This is a genomic window from Xenorhabdus miraniensis (genome assembly GCF_002632615.1).
Window position 1 is genome coordinate 163,861 of record NZ_NITZ01000009.1, and the last position, 14,550, is coordinate 178,410.

Consider the following 14,550-nt stretch of genomic DNA (forward strand, 5'->3'; position numbering starts at 1 on the left):
GGGGCTCTGAAAGCTGTTTTATTGATAACTATTTTTGGATAGTTACAGCTTTATTTTCAATATGACTAATAGCAGGTGGAAATACTGGGGAATTATCACTCCTCAATATTTCCACCTGTTTTGTTGTTTATGGCGGGTGAAACCATCACGTTCTTTGCCAGCTGGTATTATCATTTTCAGGGATATTGGGATGGATTCGGGGCCTCAGTCGTTGGGCTTTAAAATAATAAGTTGAGTTTTTCTATGGCTAAATATAAATATATTATTTATGCGTTCTCTTGTGTGTTTATCTGGAGTTTTATTCCTTCTATAGCGCGTGTTGGTCAGAAAGAGATGGATCATTTCCAATATTTATTCTGGTCAAATGTCCTGTCTGTTTTAGCGGTATTTGTTGTTGCTCTCATTATGGGGAGAAACTGGAAGAAACTATTATACATTCCTTTTCCAATTATGCTTAAGGTATTGATCTTAGGCGCGTTAGACTGTTTCTTCTATCTGTTGCTTTATTATGGTTATTCCATCGAGAATGGTGTTGCTGTTTTAGTTATTCAATATAGCTGGCCATTAATGATAATCGGTTTATCGTTTTTTCTGTTCAAAGAAAGGTTGTCCATTAGGCAGATGATTGGCATTGTGATGGGGTTCATGGCTGTGGTGATTACCTTCACGCAAGGCAATATAACCGAGATTGCCGTAGAACATCCTCAGGCATTGTTTCTGGTATTTAGTGGCTCATTTTGTTTTGCGCTGATGTCCGTATTATCGAGACAATTTGCTATTGATCCCTATATCAGCACGCTTTGGGTATTCATTTTCTCTACATTAGTTTCCGCAGTATTTATGTTCGCTTTCAGCAGCATCAACTTACCTGTTGGTGATGCACTGATGCCAACATTGCTCAATGGCATCATACTGAATGGTATTTCCTATATTATTTGGTTCAAGGCCATGAGCAGCCCGGATTCTCATAAAATAGCTTCAATCTTATTCTTATCACCCGTCTTGTCGATGATGTGGATTATTCTGTTTTTCGGTGATGCTTTTGTTCTTGCTTATGTGGTGGGATTAGCGCTTGTTATCATCTCTGGACTTCTTTGTATCCGGGCCAAAGGCAACGATCCCGAAGGGAAGAAGTCAGTGGATGATTTGATTGAAGACTAATCTGGCAGATATGAAGAAGGCTTGAGTCCGTAATGACAAATACTCATGAACCTCTGCTGACGATGTTGGCAGAACAAATTGAACCGCATAAAAAGATTTTGGTTGGGTTTAGCGGTGGATTGGATTCCACCGTATTGTTACATTTGCTGGTTCGTCTGCGAACTCAATATCAGCAACTGGATTATCAGCAACAGAATTGTGAGCCAATGACCTTAAGGGCAATCCATATCCATCATGGTTTAAATGCAAAGGCGGATTTGTGGGTTGAACATTGTCGTCAGATTTGTATTGACTGGCAGGTTGATTTTCGAACTGAAAAAGTGAGTTTGGATATCCGGCGGAATGGCATTGAGGCTGCGGCCAGAGATGCCCGTTACCAATCTTTTCAACGTGAACTACAGCAGGGTGAAATTCTGGCAACAGCACAACATCTTGATGATCAGGCAGAAACATTTTTGTTGGCATTGAAACGGGGAAGTGGTCCTGCTGGGTTATCTTCCATGCCTTTTTGTATGCCATTTGCTGAAACGACATTAATTCGTCCACTATTGAATGCAGGCCGGGCAGAATTAGAAGCCTATGCTCAGGCGCAGGGGTTGAAATGGATTGAGGACGATAGCAATCAGGATGATCGCTATGATCGTAATTTCTTACGCCTGCATATTATGCCATTACTCAACCAGCGTTGGCCTCATTTCCCACAAGCCGTTTCCCGCAGTGCAGGTTTATGTGGGGAACAAGAAAGGTTGTTGGATGAACTGTTGAGTGAATCATTGAACTCACTAACCACATTGGAAGGTGCGATTTCCATTCCACCTTTGGAAAGGTGTTCTGAAGCTAAACGTAACGCATTGTTGCGCCGATGGTTCAACCAGCAGGGTGTAAAAATGCCTGCGCGGGAGCAGCTTCAACGAATTTGGTCAGAAGTGGCGCTCGCCCGGCAAGATGCAGGGCCTTGTTTTAAATTGGGGCAATATCATATTCGCCGTTATCGGCAGCAACTATGGCTGGTTCCTCAGCATCAATTTTTGGCGGGAACGGTTCTTGAATGGGATATAGAACAGGAACTGGCGTTGCCTGATGGATTGGGAACGCTGGTTCGGGCGGAAGAAAACGGTATAAAAGTAAGAGCTCCTGATAATAATGAACAAGTGACAATTCGTTTTGGTGTTCAGGGGAATATCAGTATCGTGGGGCGGCAGCATTCCCGCCAGAGTAAAAAATTGTGGCAGGAGCTTGGCGTTGCACCTTGGCTCAGGGAGAGGATTCCACTGCTTTATTATGGCGATAAACTGATTGCGGCACTGGGGGTTTTTGTCACCAAAGAAGGGCAATGTTTGGTTGATGACATGGGGGTTATCGTTTATTGGAATAAAAACCCTACACCACATTGAAGAATGTAGCTGTTATTACATTGACAGAAATTTGGATAACAATTTTGCTGACTTGAGAGATTGCGTTATTTCTGATGCAATCTTTTTTTATTGATTAAATTCAATAGAATATGTGATTTTTAGGGCTAAAAAATGTGAGATGTAAAAGCATTGTGATTTCAAATGAAATAATTTCATCTTGAAAATAAATAAATGTATACTATCTTTAAAAATATAAAGAAAATTTTGATGTGATAAAGTGAAGGTAAATTTTAAGGCAGGGGTGGTATTTTATTTATTACTATTGGTGTTTGTCAAACCAATTTTAAAATATCACCCAATCCTACAAAGTAGAAATTTCACCTAATTTATCATATATTTAAGTTAATGAAGTTCGAGCATTAAAATGGAATTTATCTATATTTTTTGTTTTTTTGAAAAAGCTTAGTATGAAAAAGTATATTTAATAATAATTTTTAATCCTATTTTTATTAAAATACTAAGGAGATGAAGAATGAATAACGATTCATCAAATGTGCCAACAAGTGGCCCATCTGTAACCTCTGTTTTCAATTCTAATTACGCCGAACTAATATATGTAGAGCAAATGGTTCCTAATAATGGAGACAAAGGGTATATTTACTGGTCTGGATGTAATTTTTATTTTGAGGATCGCGGTGGATATGCTGGGATACAACATCAAGTAAACTCAGTTATCAATGGAGTACCTTTTATTCGTAATAACATATGCTCTATATGGGATAAAATTGAAAAAGATCCTTCGCTTCCAACAGAGGTTCAATTGACATATTCTTCTCCCAATACCTATTCGAAACATTTTGGAGGAGAAGGCTCTGGTTTACAGACATTAAATCCAATGCCTTGGTTTCCAGATCATTGGTACTCAATTGTTCTTCGCAGATGGTATATTCAGGGTGAAGATTCAACGAGAATGGCTATGTTTATGTATTCATATAAGGATAATAAGTGGACTCATTATATTTCAGTTAAAATACCAGATAGAGATCTTTATTTTACAGGTAATGGATGTACAGGTTTTCTTGAACGTTTTGCTGGAAATGAATTAGGTTATTATGGTGTCTATGGGCAACATTTTCGCCTAAATAAATATGGCCAATGGGAAAAACCTTTGCATTATCAGGCAACGGCCGGAGGTAATCCGAAATATTGGAATGCTGAATTATATCAAGGGGTTAATGTTAGGTTGATTGCGGGCGGTGAGTTTAATAACAATAAAAATGAAATAATACTTTATCCTAACCAATTTGATGAAAAACCAAAACCAGTAATTCAACCTAGAATTGAATCCATGACTATGTTTTTTAATAATGGTGTTATTAGTGTAGCATGGATAAACTCTGAAAACACCCCTCCACAGTTGAGTTACTTTGTGAAAATATATAAAAATAATTTACATGGTGAGCTTATGGCTCACAGTTCACAATCTATACCAGAAAAAAGAAATGAGTCAATTTATGTAGGTAATATTACTAACGGAAGATATTATGCCACCGTGGAATTTATTGATATATTTAATCAAAAGTCAAACCTTAAATCTATATCAATTGATATAAAGTAAAATACTATCATTCTAATTTGTCGACATTGATCCTAAATATGTACTTTTCATTGACTATTTTGATGATATAAATAATTCATTTTATGCAAAGCAACTATATAATATTATTAAGGTGAATGTATTTATCTACTTATAGATTTAATATTAACACATTTAAAATATATATCATCATAGGTATTTGATTGATGGTGTGTATTTTATTCCTGAGAGTTATTACAATATTTTTCCAGATTATAAAATATTGGGTTAATGGGTCACGTATTCAACTCGTTAATGGTGGTATATAATTCCCCCTTTTTTTGGAGAAATTAAATGGCGGCAGTTGAAGTAAAATGTCGATTTTGTTAACACACAGAATTCGTCAAAAAACACGGTAAAGGCGATGCGGGACATCAACGCTATCGTTGGTTATCCTGCAAACGAACCTTTCAACTTTACTAAAAGATGACATTACTAAATTGGTGCTACAGTATTATTAAGGTTGTTTATTATTATGTTAATGCCTTGGAAATAATCGCACCTAAATATATAGAGCAGATTTTATAATTAATCACTGTCATTTTATAGTGCAATGATTTTTTTAAAATTAGAAATGGTGTTATTTATTCTAAATAAGGTGAATTATAATGAAATATGAATTTAATGAACATGAAGTTAAATTACAATCTTTGACTACATTCTGCAATGATATGAAAGGTAAGTTAGAACAAAGTAAAATTGATGAAATAAGTAAAGAATTTCTTTTAAGTGATAAAAAAGATTTTTACGGTGCAAAATTTGTGCTTACTTGCTACATATTATATGCTTCCTTAGAAGTGGTTTTAGATAATAACGTGACTTTTGATGGTTCGGCGGATACATTGGGTACTCCAGGTAAGGGAGAATATTTGGGGACGGTTTATACCAGTAATTATGATGAGTTGATTGATAATACAGATAGTTTTTGGCATGCTTCGAATGTTACTACCTCAATAATCATGTTTTTTAATAAAAATAACTCATTTTTGGGAAGTTTTGTAGGGGCAGGACTCTCGACAGTGGTATCCACAGGTGCCGGAAAGGGACGGTGGGCACCAACAGAATAAAATACATGTGCGCATCGACTGTGATGACAGTTTTGATGTAATTAACGGGTTCATATGAAAGAGGATGACTAAACAATAAAGTCCTCGTATTAAGTGAGGACTTTTGTTGTAGTGTAGTAGAGATTTTCTACATGTTAATGACTATTATTATCGCAAGTTATTATCACAATGAAGAATGCTCAATAACAATGGTTCCAATTTCTGGATTGCTGAAACTGATAATGTGATCTAACCTTAATTCACGGGATTTTTCTTTTGATTCAATGAGGAGATATTCTACTTTTTTTCTTAAAATCAATTCCTTAGCTTCTCCTTCAAATATTTCACCATCTCGCAATTGGATCTGCAAATGAAGCTGGCGTTGGCAAGCTAGTTCAAGGTTATCGTAATCGTCACAGTTAATTGGTTGATATTCAGTATCTATAAACATATTTGCTCACCACTATGTTACTGGCGGTAATCGTGCCGCCCGTGATTGACCAAACTCAAACGCAAAAAATGCTACCTACGACTATAGCACAGTAATCTACCGTGATTACTAAATACATCTGTGGGAATTGCGTTGAAATTAAGAGTAGATTAAACCTGTCCCTCATCATCAGGCAATGAAATTACGCCATAAAATTTGATTTTTCTCACTGAGTATTTTGGGATGCGGTAAAGTAGCGTCAATTTTGTTACTTAAGTCTCATGTTTTATAGGGAGTGGACGTTATAAAAAATGGGTTATACCCTCTATCCTTCAAGTTGCTATTTCGTTGGCCGTACTGTAACTCGAAATTGATTAGGTATTCTTTTGAATTTATTGGGTTTAAATGATGATGAATAAGAAAATTTTATTTGTATTGTTAGCTGCGGGAGTATTTACATCGGTTGGATGTCAGGACAACTCCATGTTGCAGAATAACCCGGCATTGCAGACGGGCAATGTATCTCAGGGTAAGACGTTACCAACCGAGAAAGTGTTTAATGGTGTTATCCCTTGTGCAGATTGCGCAGGTATCGACACTACCTTACAGCTTGCCAAAGATGGGACCTATATATTGGGGCAGTCTTATCTGGAAGCTAAAAGTGAGGAAAATACTTTCTTTGAAACAGGGAAGTGGGTAATAAAGGGTAAAAAAGTCACATTGAGCAATGAAGATGGCAAAAAATCTTATTACCAAATGAAAGATGAAAGTTTGGTTATGCTGGATATCAACGGCGAGCCAATCGAATCGAAATTTAACTATGAGTTGGTCAAGGTAACCCCGAAAAAATTGGTAGGAGAATACAGCTATTTTGCTGATTCAGCCCTTTTTACGGAATGTCGTACCGGCAAACGTTATGATGCTTCTGAAAATATTGACTTGGAACGTGGTTACAGTGCCACGGGCGTGGAAGGAGGAACCCCAGTTTATGTGGAAGTTGAGGGTTACTACACGTTGCGTCCTTCAATGGAAGATGGATTGTTTGATAATTCAGTGATCCAAACAGGCAAAATCCGTTTTGATAAGTCATCTTCTTGCAATACAAAAAAATAACGCATAACAGAGACACATAAAAAAACCTGCGCGATAACTACGCAGGTTTTTTCAATTTACGCTGATGCTTTTACTGAGTTATTGCTCGTAAGTAAAATTAAGCTTGCTGAATTTGCCCTTGCAGATATTCAACAATATTTTCCAGTTTCAGCATCTGCTTATCGCCACTGCGACGGTATTTGTATTCGATCTCATCGTTATCTAAATTACGATCACCGATAACCAGAGTATGTGGTACGCCAATCAGTTCCATGTCAGCAAACATAACACCAGGGCGTTCTTTGCGATCATCAAAAATCACATCAATACCGTTGGCGCGCAAGTCCGCATATAATTTTTCAGCGACTTCTTTTACTCGATAAGATTTGTGCATATTCATTGGCAGAATTGCTACCTGGAACGGAGCAATCGCATTTGGCCAGATAATGCCACGATCGTCATGATTTTGTTCAATGGCGGCAGCAACGATACGGGTTACACCAATACCGTAGCATCCCATGCTGACAACTTGATTGTGCCCGTCTTCGTTCTGTACTGTCGCTTTCAGGGCATCAGAGTACTTGGTACCCAATTGGAAGATATGACCAACTTCAATACCACGTTTGATTAATAGTGTGCCTTTACCATCTGGGCTGGCGTCACCTTCGACGACATTACGGATATCAGCCACTTCTGGCACTGGCAGATCGCGCTCCCAGTTAATACCAAAGTAGTGTTTGCCATCAACGTTGGCACCTGCACCGAAATCACTCATGATGGATACACTGCGATCAATAATAACGGGCATAGGCAGGTTTACAGGGCCTAAAGAGCCGGGGCCTGCGTTTACAATGGCACGAATTTCTTCTTCAGTCGCAAAGTTCAGTGGGCTGGCTACCAGAGGTAATTTTTCTGCTTTGATCTCATTTAGTTCATGATCACCACGTACCAACAAAGCAACTAACTTATGTCCGCTCTCTTCCGCAGCATGAACGATCAGCGTCTTGACTGTTTTTTCAATTGGTAAGTTGAATTGTCCGACCAACTCAGCAATAGTTTTTGCGTTTGGTGTATCAACCAGACGCATTTCCTCAGATGGAGCCGCACGTTCCTGAGATGGCATAACTGCTTCCGCCAACTCAATATTAGCTGCATAGTCAGATTCGGTTGAAAATACGATATCATCTTCACCGCTGGCTGCCAGAACCTGGAACTCATGAGAAGCATTTCCACCAATTGAACCGGTATCTGCCAGAACCGCGCGGAAATCCAGACCAATACGGGTAAAGATTTTGCTGTAAGCAGCATACATCTTATCGTAAGTCTCTTGCAGAGACGCTTGGCTGGTGTGGAAAGAATAGGCATCTTTCATGATAAATTCACGTGAACGCATAACACCGAAACGTGGGCGAACTTCGTCACGGAATTTGGTCTGGATCTGGAACAGATTCAGCGGAAGCTGTTTATATGAGGTGACTTCGTTGCGAACCAAATCGGTGATCACTTCTTCATGGGTTGGCCCCAAAACGAAAGGACGTTCACCACGATCAACAAAACGCAGTAATTCTGGGCCATATTGTTCCCAACGGCCACTTTCCTGCCACAAATCTGCTGGCTGAACTACCGGCATGGAAACCTCAATCGCTCCCGCATTGTTCATCTCTTCACGAACAATGTTTTCAACTTTTTTCAACACGCGGACACCTGTCGGCATCCAGTTGTACAAACCTGAGGCGAGTTTACGGATCATGCCGGCACGAAGCATCAGTTTATGACTGACTACTTCTGCATCAGCAGGCGTCTCTTTTAAAGTAGAGAGCAGATATTGGCTAGTACGCATATAAGTTTCCATTGGATAGCAAATTGCTTCTGGGCGGCAAGTAGCGCCACCCTGCCCAGAAAATAAAAATAAACTGCTAGTCTACCAGCGAGCTTGCGATGTCAAAAGTGGTTTTAGCGGTGTTCGATAGAAACCACTTCTGTCATAGTGTCATTCACCAACCAACGGACATTGAAATCCAATATATGGGCGGCATATATTCGGTTTTCTCGTTCTTTCTTACGGTAGGCCGGGCGAGGATCTTGAGCTAATATCTGGCTAATAAAACGTCGCAAATGAGGATAATTGGCTTGATGGGATAAAAGTTGGTATTCCGCTTCTGCCGAGAAATTGATTTTCATATCAGCAATTGGTGCTGATTGGGCAAACCCTGCTTTAGCTTCTGGACGTGATTCGACAAAAGGTAAATAAGGTTTGATATCTATCACGGGTGTACCATCCACTAAATCCAAACTGCCAAGTTCCAGAATGATACGATTGTTAGCGTGTTGAATTCCTTTCAATTCAACTAAGGACATGCCGATCGGATTTGGGCGGAAAGTTGAACGAGTGGCAAATACGCCCATTTTGGCATTTCCTCCCAAACGGGGAGGGCGCACTAATGGATTCCAGCCGCCGTTCATGGTTTGGTGAAAAACGAAAATGATCCATAAATGACTGAATTGCTCCAGCCCTCGTATTGCATCAATCTGATTATAAGGAGCAAGCAATTCTAACTGTCCTGTACCATCTTCCACCAAACCCGGTTGACGGGGAATGGCAAACTTCTCTTTGTAAGGAGAATGAATGGTTCCGATTTGCGTAAAATGAAAATCTGCCATGGGCGTTTTTTAATAATAATTACTTGTTGGTTGTTAGCAGGGCTGAACCTTCACAAATGGCAACTTGGTAGCAACCTTGACCAGGTAAGATCGCACATTTATGAAGTAAGACCGCGTTAGCGTTTAGATAATTTGCTTTTGCCAGCATGTTTTGCCGGGCAATTGCAATGCTGGCAGGGGGATCTTGTAACGTACTGCGACAGGATTCCCCAGCTACAATACCTAAATCTTTAAATGGTAAACCTAACAGCTCATCTGTTTTGGTGTATAGATGGACGTAAGATGGTGTTTTGCTTTTCTTGACTGACTGACGTTTCAACTTCGAATCTGATGTACTGGATTTATCGACCTGAGTTGATAGTGAAGTACACCCCACCATAAAGAGCGCCATGAAACAGATAGGTAACACACGCATCGAGTTGAATCCTTATATTGATAGAGTCAGTGAGGAACAGGTTTAATCTTATTGATTGAAACTACGATAAAGTCGTTTGTTTCTTTCAACGAAAACGGGCGGATATAAAAATATCCGCCCGATAATTTTAATCTTGATTGACTGAATATGAAAGATTACCAGCCTTTTATTGCTCCACCTTTAAAGACTTTTTGTGCTTCTTGTTCTACTTCTGGAGATTGGTATGCTTTCACGAATTTTTGCACATTTTCGGCATCTTTATTGTCTTCACGGCTAACGATGATATTGACGTAAGGTGAATCTTTATCTTCAACAAAGATCCCATCTTGCTCTGGGGTCAAACCAATCTGCCCTGCATAGGTGTTATTGATGATAGCCAAAGCAATTTTCTGATCATCCAGTGAGCGTGGTAATTGAGGTGCTTCCAGCTGGACGATATCCAAGTGCTTAGGATTGCTGGTAATGTCCAGAACGGTCGGCAGCAGGCCTACTCCCTCTTTCAAAGTGATTAGACCCTGTTTTTGTAATAACAGTAGCGAACGACCTAAGTTGGTTGGATCGTTGGGGACAGCAATTTGAGAACCATCCTGCAATTCATCCAGTGATTTAATTTTCTTGGAATAGGCCGCCATTGGGAAGATGAAAGAGTTACCAACAATAGCCAGCTTGTAGTTACGTTCTTTTATTTGTTGATCTAGATAAGGCTTATGCTGGAAGACATTCACATCAATATCTCCCTTGCTCAGTGACTCATTTGGTAAAACATAGTCATTGAATGTCGTCAACTCAACATCAAGGCCATATTTATCTTTAGCAACTTGCTTGGCAACTTCAGCAACTTGAAGCTCAGGCCCTGCAATAACTCCAACCTTGATATGGTTTGGATCACGTTGTTCCTGGCCGCAACCAGCAATAATTAATGAACCTAATAAAGCGCTGATTACTGCAATGGATTTCAATTTTACTGACATATTTTCACCCCTATTGAATACTGATTTATAACCTGTCTTATCAAGCTACTGTGTACTATCTATTACAAGTACCACTACCTATTACAAGTACTATTACAATGAGGCTTTTAGGTATAAGCCTTGTAAGCGGAGCCGTTAGTGGCTCCTTATTTGAAATAATGCTATTTACGATTAACGGTTTTGGCTAAACGATCGCCACCTAATTGAATCAAGAACACTAAAACAACCAGTAATGCTAATACGGTATTCATTACTGTTGCATCATAGCCGATATAACCATACTGATAGCCAATCTGGCCCAAACCGCCTGCACCAACAGCCCCGCCCATTGCGGAATAACCGACTAAAGTAATTAAGGTAATGGTGGCAGCATTAATTAAACCTGGCAGTGCTTCCGGCAAAAGAATCTTTTTAACAATCTGGAATGGCGTTGCACCCATCGCTCGCGCCGCTTCAATTAAGCCTGTCGGAATCTCTAATAATGTATTTTCCACCATGCGGGCAATGAAAGGGGCCGCCCCTACGGTCAACGGAACAATCGCCGCCTGTAAGCCAATTGATGTGCCTACAATCAAACGGGTAAATGGAATCATCCATACCAACAGAATAATGAAAGGTATTGAACGAGTAATATTTACCAATGCAGAAAGTATGCGATAAAGTGTGCCATTTTCAATAACCTGCCCAGGACGGGTAACATATAAAAGTACACCAGCCGGCAACCCAATCACAAAGCCAAAGAAACCAGAAACGAAAGTCATTACGAGGGTTTCCCAGACTCCTTTAGCTAATAATAAAATCATTCCTTCAGACATAACCGAGAACCTCTACTTTCACATGATGCGTTTCTAAAAATTCAATTGTTGATTTGATGCTATCGCCTTCTCCATCCAACTCAGCCAGCATAACACCAAATTTAACGCCACCCGCGTAATCCATTTGGGAACTCAATATGCTGATATCGATATTAAAGCGGCGAACTGCCATGGAAATTAAAGGTGCATCAACAGATTTACCCGTGAATTCCAACTTCAATAATGGACTGCGATCAGGCGCAGATTCCGGCTGTAACTTTTGTAAGTAATCTTCAGGAATGTCCAAATGCAGTGTAGATTTGATAAATTCTTGAGCCACCGGAGTCTTAGGATGCGAAAATATTGCACTGACAACATCTTGCTCGATCAATTGGCCGCCACTAATGACTGCAACTTGATCACAGATGCGCTTAACCACATCCATTTCATGGGTGATCAAAAGAATGGTTAACCCCAAACGGCGGTTAATGTCTTTTAATAGTTCCAGAATAGAACGCGTTGTTGCTGGATCCAATGCGCTGGTGGCTTCGTCACACAAAAGTACTTTCGGCGAGTTCGCAAGTGCCCGGGCAATAGCGACGCGCTGTTTTTGACCACCAGACAGATTGGCAGGATACGCGTCATGCTTATCAGCAAGGCCAACCAACTCCAGTAATTCATTAACCTTAGCCTTTATTTCAGCTTTTGGCGTGTTGTTCAATTCTAAAGGTAACGCAACATTGTCAAATACTGTTCTGGATGATAATAAATTAAAGTGTTGGAAAATCATGCCAATATGGCGACGTGCGCGAGTTAGTTCACGTTCTGAAAGAGAAGTGAGATCTTGCCCTGCAACTAATACCTGACCCGAAGTTGGGCGCTCGAGCATATTCACACAGCGAATTAAGGTACTTTTTCCCGCACCAGAAGAACCGATGACGCCATATATTTGCCCCTGTGGGACATGTAAGTTGATATCTGAAAGCGCTTTGATTGAACGCGCGCCTTGTTGAAATATCTTGTTTATCTGAGTCAGTCTTATCATTTTTTTCTTATTAGATGTATAGATGAATGACTTGAGAACATTTCAACAAGTCATGAATTAAAGTGGATGTTAAGGCGTCTAGACGTCTAAGTCAACTGGGAATAAATTAAATGCTGCATTCTCATTCAGCAATAAATCATGCGATACTGTTTACTTGATCCATTCTTGGAGTAATCAGGTGACTCAAGGTATTCCCGCCGTATTTTTAGATCGTGACGGCACGATTAACATCGATCATGGCTATGTGCATGAGATAGATAATTTTCAATTTATTGATGGTGTGATTGAAGCCATGCTTGAATTGAAGAAAATGGGCTATGCACTGGTCTTGGTAACAAATCAGTCGGGTATTGCACGTAAAATTTTTACAGAAGATCAGTTTATGCAGCTAACAGAATGGATGGATTGGTCATTAGCAGACCGAGGCGTCGATCTTGATGGTATCTATTATTGCCCTCATCATCCGGAAGGGAATGATGAAGAATATAAGAAGAGCTGTAATTGCCGTAAACCACAACCAGGTATGTTGTTGGATGCACAGCAAGCATTACATATCGATATGTCAGCTTCTTATATGGTAGGAGACAAAATAGAAGATATGTTGGCAGCACATGACGCTAATGTTGGAACTAAGATCCTCGTTCGTACAGGAAAACCGGTAACAGAAGCAGCAGAACAAGCTGCAGACTTGGTTATTAATAGTCTGGCAGACCTACCAAATGTGATAAAAAACAGGCAAAAATAGCCTTTTAGCCTAAATTGTGATCGTTCAAATAAAAAATCACAAAAAAGGCTTGCCTAAATTTAAAGGCTCCCTATAATGCGCTTCCGTTGTCACGACAAACACACAAACATGTCGAGATGACAAAGTGAAAAGCCCTGAAAAATAAGGCTTGACACTCTCAGAGGAAAGCGTAAGATACGCAGCCTCGTAACCCGAAAGAATGTTTCTGGTTGCCACGCTCTTTAACAAATTAATCAGACAATCTGTGTGGGCACTCGCAAGACGCTATCCACGCCGGAAGGCGAAAAAGATACCAGTCTTGAAGAGTGACTGAACAGTTAATTCATTACGAACTAACACAGTTAAATTCTTTGAGCATCAAACCTTTAATTGAAGAGTTTGATCATGGCTCAGATTGAACGCTGGCGGCAGGCCTAACACATGCAAGTCGAGCGGCAGCGGGAAGAAGCTTGCTTCTTTGCCGGCGAGCGGCGGACGGGTGAGTAATGTCTGGGGATCTGCCCGATGGAGGGGGATAACCACTGGAAACGGTGGCTAATACCGCATAACCTCTTAGGAGCAAAGTGGGGGACCTTCGGGCCTCACGCCATCGGATGAACCCAGATGGGATTAGCTAGTAGGCGGGGTAAGGGCCCACCTAGGCGACGATCCCTAGCTGGTCTGAGAGGATGACCAGCCACACTGGGACTGAGACACGGCCCAGACTCCTACGGGAGGCAGCAGTGGGGAATATTGCACAATGGGCGCAAGCCTGATGCAGCCATGCCGCGTGTATGAAGAAGGCCTTCGGGTTGTAAAGTACTTTCAGCGGGGAGGAAGGCATGAAGCTGAAGACGCTTCATGATTGACGTTACCCGCAGAAGAAGCACCGGCTAACTCCGTGCCAGCAGCCGCGGTAATACGGAGGGTGCAAGCGTTAATCGGAATTACTGGGCGTAAAGCGCACGCAGGCGGTCAATTAAGTTAGATGTGAAATCCCCGGGCTTAACCTGGGAACGGCATCTAAGACTGGTTGGCTAGAGTCTCGTAGAGGGGGGTAGAATTCCACGTGTAGCGGTGAAATGCGTAGAGATGTGGAGGAATACCGGTGGCGAAGGCGGCCCCCTGGACGAAGACTGACGCTCAGGTGCGAAAGCGTGGGGAGCAAACAGGATTAGATACCCTGGTAGTCCACGCTGTAAACGATGTCGATTTGGAGG

The 14,550-nt window shown here is 40.7% G+C and carries 13 protein-coding genes, 1 rRNA gene and 1 pseudogene; 8 read left to right on the forward strand and 7 right to left on the reverse strand.

Going from position 1 to position 14,550, the window contains the following annotated elements; all coding sequences use genetic code 11:
• The first annotated feature begins 243 nt into the window (after nucleotides 1-243).
• From Xmir_RS35645 to Xmir_RS35665, 5 genes and pseudogenes are all read left to right on the forward strand, one after another.
• A complete protein-coding gene (locus Xmir_RS35645) occupies nucleotides 244-1,161 on the forward strand; it encodes a DMT family transporter (protein ID WP_099114057.1) in 918 nt (305 codons plus the stop codon).
• A 32-nt stretch (nucleotides 1,162-1,193) separates the two neighbouring features.
• Nucleotides 1,194-2,555, forward strand: coding sequence for a tRNA lysidine(34) synthetase TilS (gene tilS / locus Xmir_RS35650; protein ID WP_099114058.1), 1,362 nt, complete (start codon nucleotides 1,194-1,196; stop codon nucleotides 2,553-2,555).
• Between the two features lie 493 nt (nucleotides 2,556-3,048).
• On the forward strand, nucleotides 3,049-4,134 hold the full coding sequence (locus tag Xmir_RS35655; protein ID WP_099114059.1) for a DUF3472 domain-containing protein: 1,086 nt from the start codon (nucleotides 3,049-3,051) through the stop codon (nucleotides 4,132-4,134).
• 312 nt (nucleotides 4,135-4,446) lie between these two features.
• A pseudogene (locus tag Xmir_RS35660) lies at nucleotides 4,447-4,569 on the forward strand (IS1 family transposase); the annotation flags it as partial.
• A gap of 191 nt (nucleotides 4,570-4,760) precedes the next feature.
• The gene (locus Xmir_RS35665) at nucleotides 4,761-5,219 is read left to right on the forward strand and encodes a VapA/VapB family virulence-associated protein (protein WP_099114060.1); all 459 of its coding nucleotides are present in this window, start codon (nucleotides 4,761-4,763) and stop codon (nucleotides 5,217-5,219) included.
• 163 nt (nucleotides 5,220-5,382) lie between these two features.
• On the opposite strand, the gene rof is transcribed toward Xmir_RS35665, so the two are convergent.
• Nucleotides 5,383-5,649, reverse strand: coding sequence for a Rho-binding antiterminator (gene rof, locus Xmir_RS35670; RefSeq protein ID WP_099114061.1), 267 nt, complete (start codon nucleotides 5,647-5,649; stop codon nucleotides 5,383-5,385).
• 390 nt (nucleotides 5,650-6,039) lie between these two features.
• Here rof and nlpE point away from each other — a divergent pair, with 390 nt between their 5' ends.
• The gene (gene nlpE, locus Xmir_RS35675; RefSeq protein WP_099114115.1) at nucleotides 6,040-6,741 is read left to right on the forward strand and encodes an envelope stress response activation lipoprotein NlpE; all 702 of its coding nucleotides are present in this window, start codon (nucleotides 6,040-6,042) and stop codon (nucleotides 6,739-6,741) included.
• A gap of 97 nt (nucleotides 6,742-6,838) precedes the next feature.
• Here the strand turns inward: nlpE and proS are convergent, their stop codons facing one another.
• From proS to metN, 6 genes are all read right to left on the reverse strand, one after another.
• Nucleotides 6,839-8,560, reverse strand: coding sequence for a proline--tRNA ligase (gene proS, locus Xmir_RS35680; RefSeq protein ID WP_099114062.1), 1,722 nt, complete (start codon nucleotides 8,558-8,560; stop codon nucleotides 6,839-6,841).
• A 113-nt stretch (nucleotides 8,561-8,673) separates the two neighbouring features.
• Nucleotides 8,674-9,381, reverse strand: coding sequence for a tRNA (N6-threonylcarbamoyladenosine(37)-N6)-methyltransferase TrmO (gene tsaA, locus Xmir_RS35685; RefSeq protein ID WP_099114063.1), 708 nt, complete (start codon nucleotides 9,379-9,381; stop codon nucleotides 8,674-8,676).
• 19 nt (nucleotides 9,382-9,400) lie between these two features.
• Complete coding sequence (gene rcsF, locus Xmir_RS35690) at nucleotides 9,401-9,796, reverse strand: Rcs stress response system protein RcsF (RefSeq protein WP_099114064.1); 396 nt, start codon at nucleotides 9,794-9,796, stop codon at nucleotides 9,401-9,403.
• A gap of 155 nt (nucleotides 9,797-9,951) precedes the next feature.
• Complete coding sequence (locus Xmir_RS35695) at nucleotides 9,952-10,767, reverse strand: MetQ/NlpA family lipoprotein (protein WP_099114065.1); 816 nt, start codon at nucleotides 10,765-10,767, stop codon at nucleotides 9,952-9,954.
• A 161-nt stretch (nucleotides 10,768-10,928) separates the two neighbouring features.
• The gene (locus Xmir_RS35700; protein WP_099114066.1) at nucleotides 10,929-11,582 is read right to left on the reverse strand and encodes a methionine ABC transporter permease MetI; all 654 of its coding nucleotides are present in this window, start codon (nucleotides 11,580-11,582) and stop codon (nucleotides 10,929-10,931) included.
• Entirely contained in the window at nucleotides 11,575-12,606 is a 1,032-nt protein-coding gene (metN, locus tag Xmir_RS35705; RefSeq protein ID WP_099114067.1) for a methionine ABC transporter ATP-binding protein MetN, read from the reverse strand. Before metN ends, Xmir_RS35700 begins: the two co-directional genes overlap by 8 nt.
• Nucleotides 12,607-12,784: 178 nt before the next feature.
• Between metN and gmhB the strand changes: the two genes are divergently transcribed.
• Together gmhB and Xmir_RS35715 are read left to right on the forward strand one after the other, a co-directional pair.
• Complete coding sequence (gene gmhB, locus Xmir_RS35710; RefSeq protein WP_099114068.1) at nucleotides 12,785-13,351, forward strand: D-glycero-beta-D-manno-heptose 1,7-bisphosphate 7-phosphatase; 567 nt, start codon at nucleotides 12,785-12,787, stop codon at nucleotides 13,349-13,351.
• Nucleotides 13,352-13,717: 366 nt separating this feature from the next.
• A 16S ribosomal RNA gene (locus Xmir_RS35715) occupies nucleotides 13,718-14,550 on the forward strand; the annotation flags it as partial.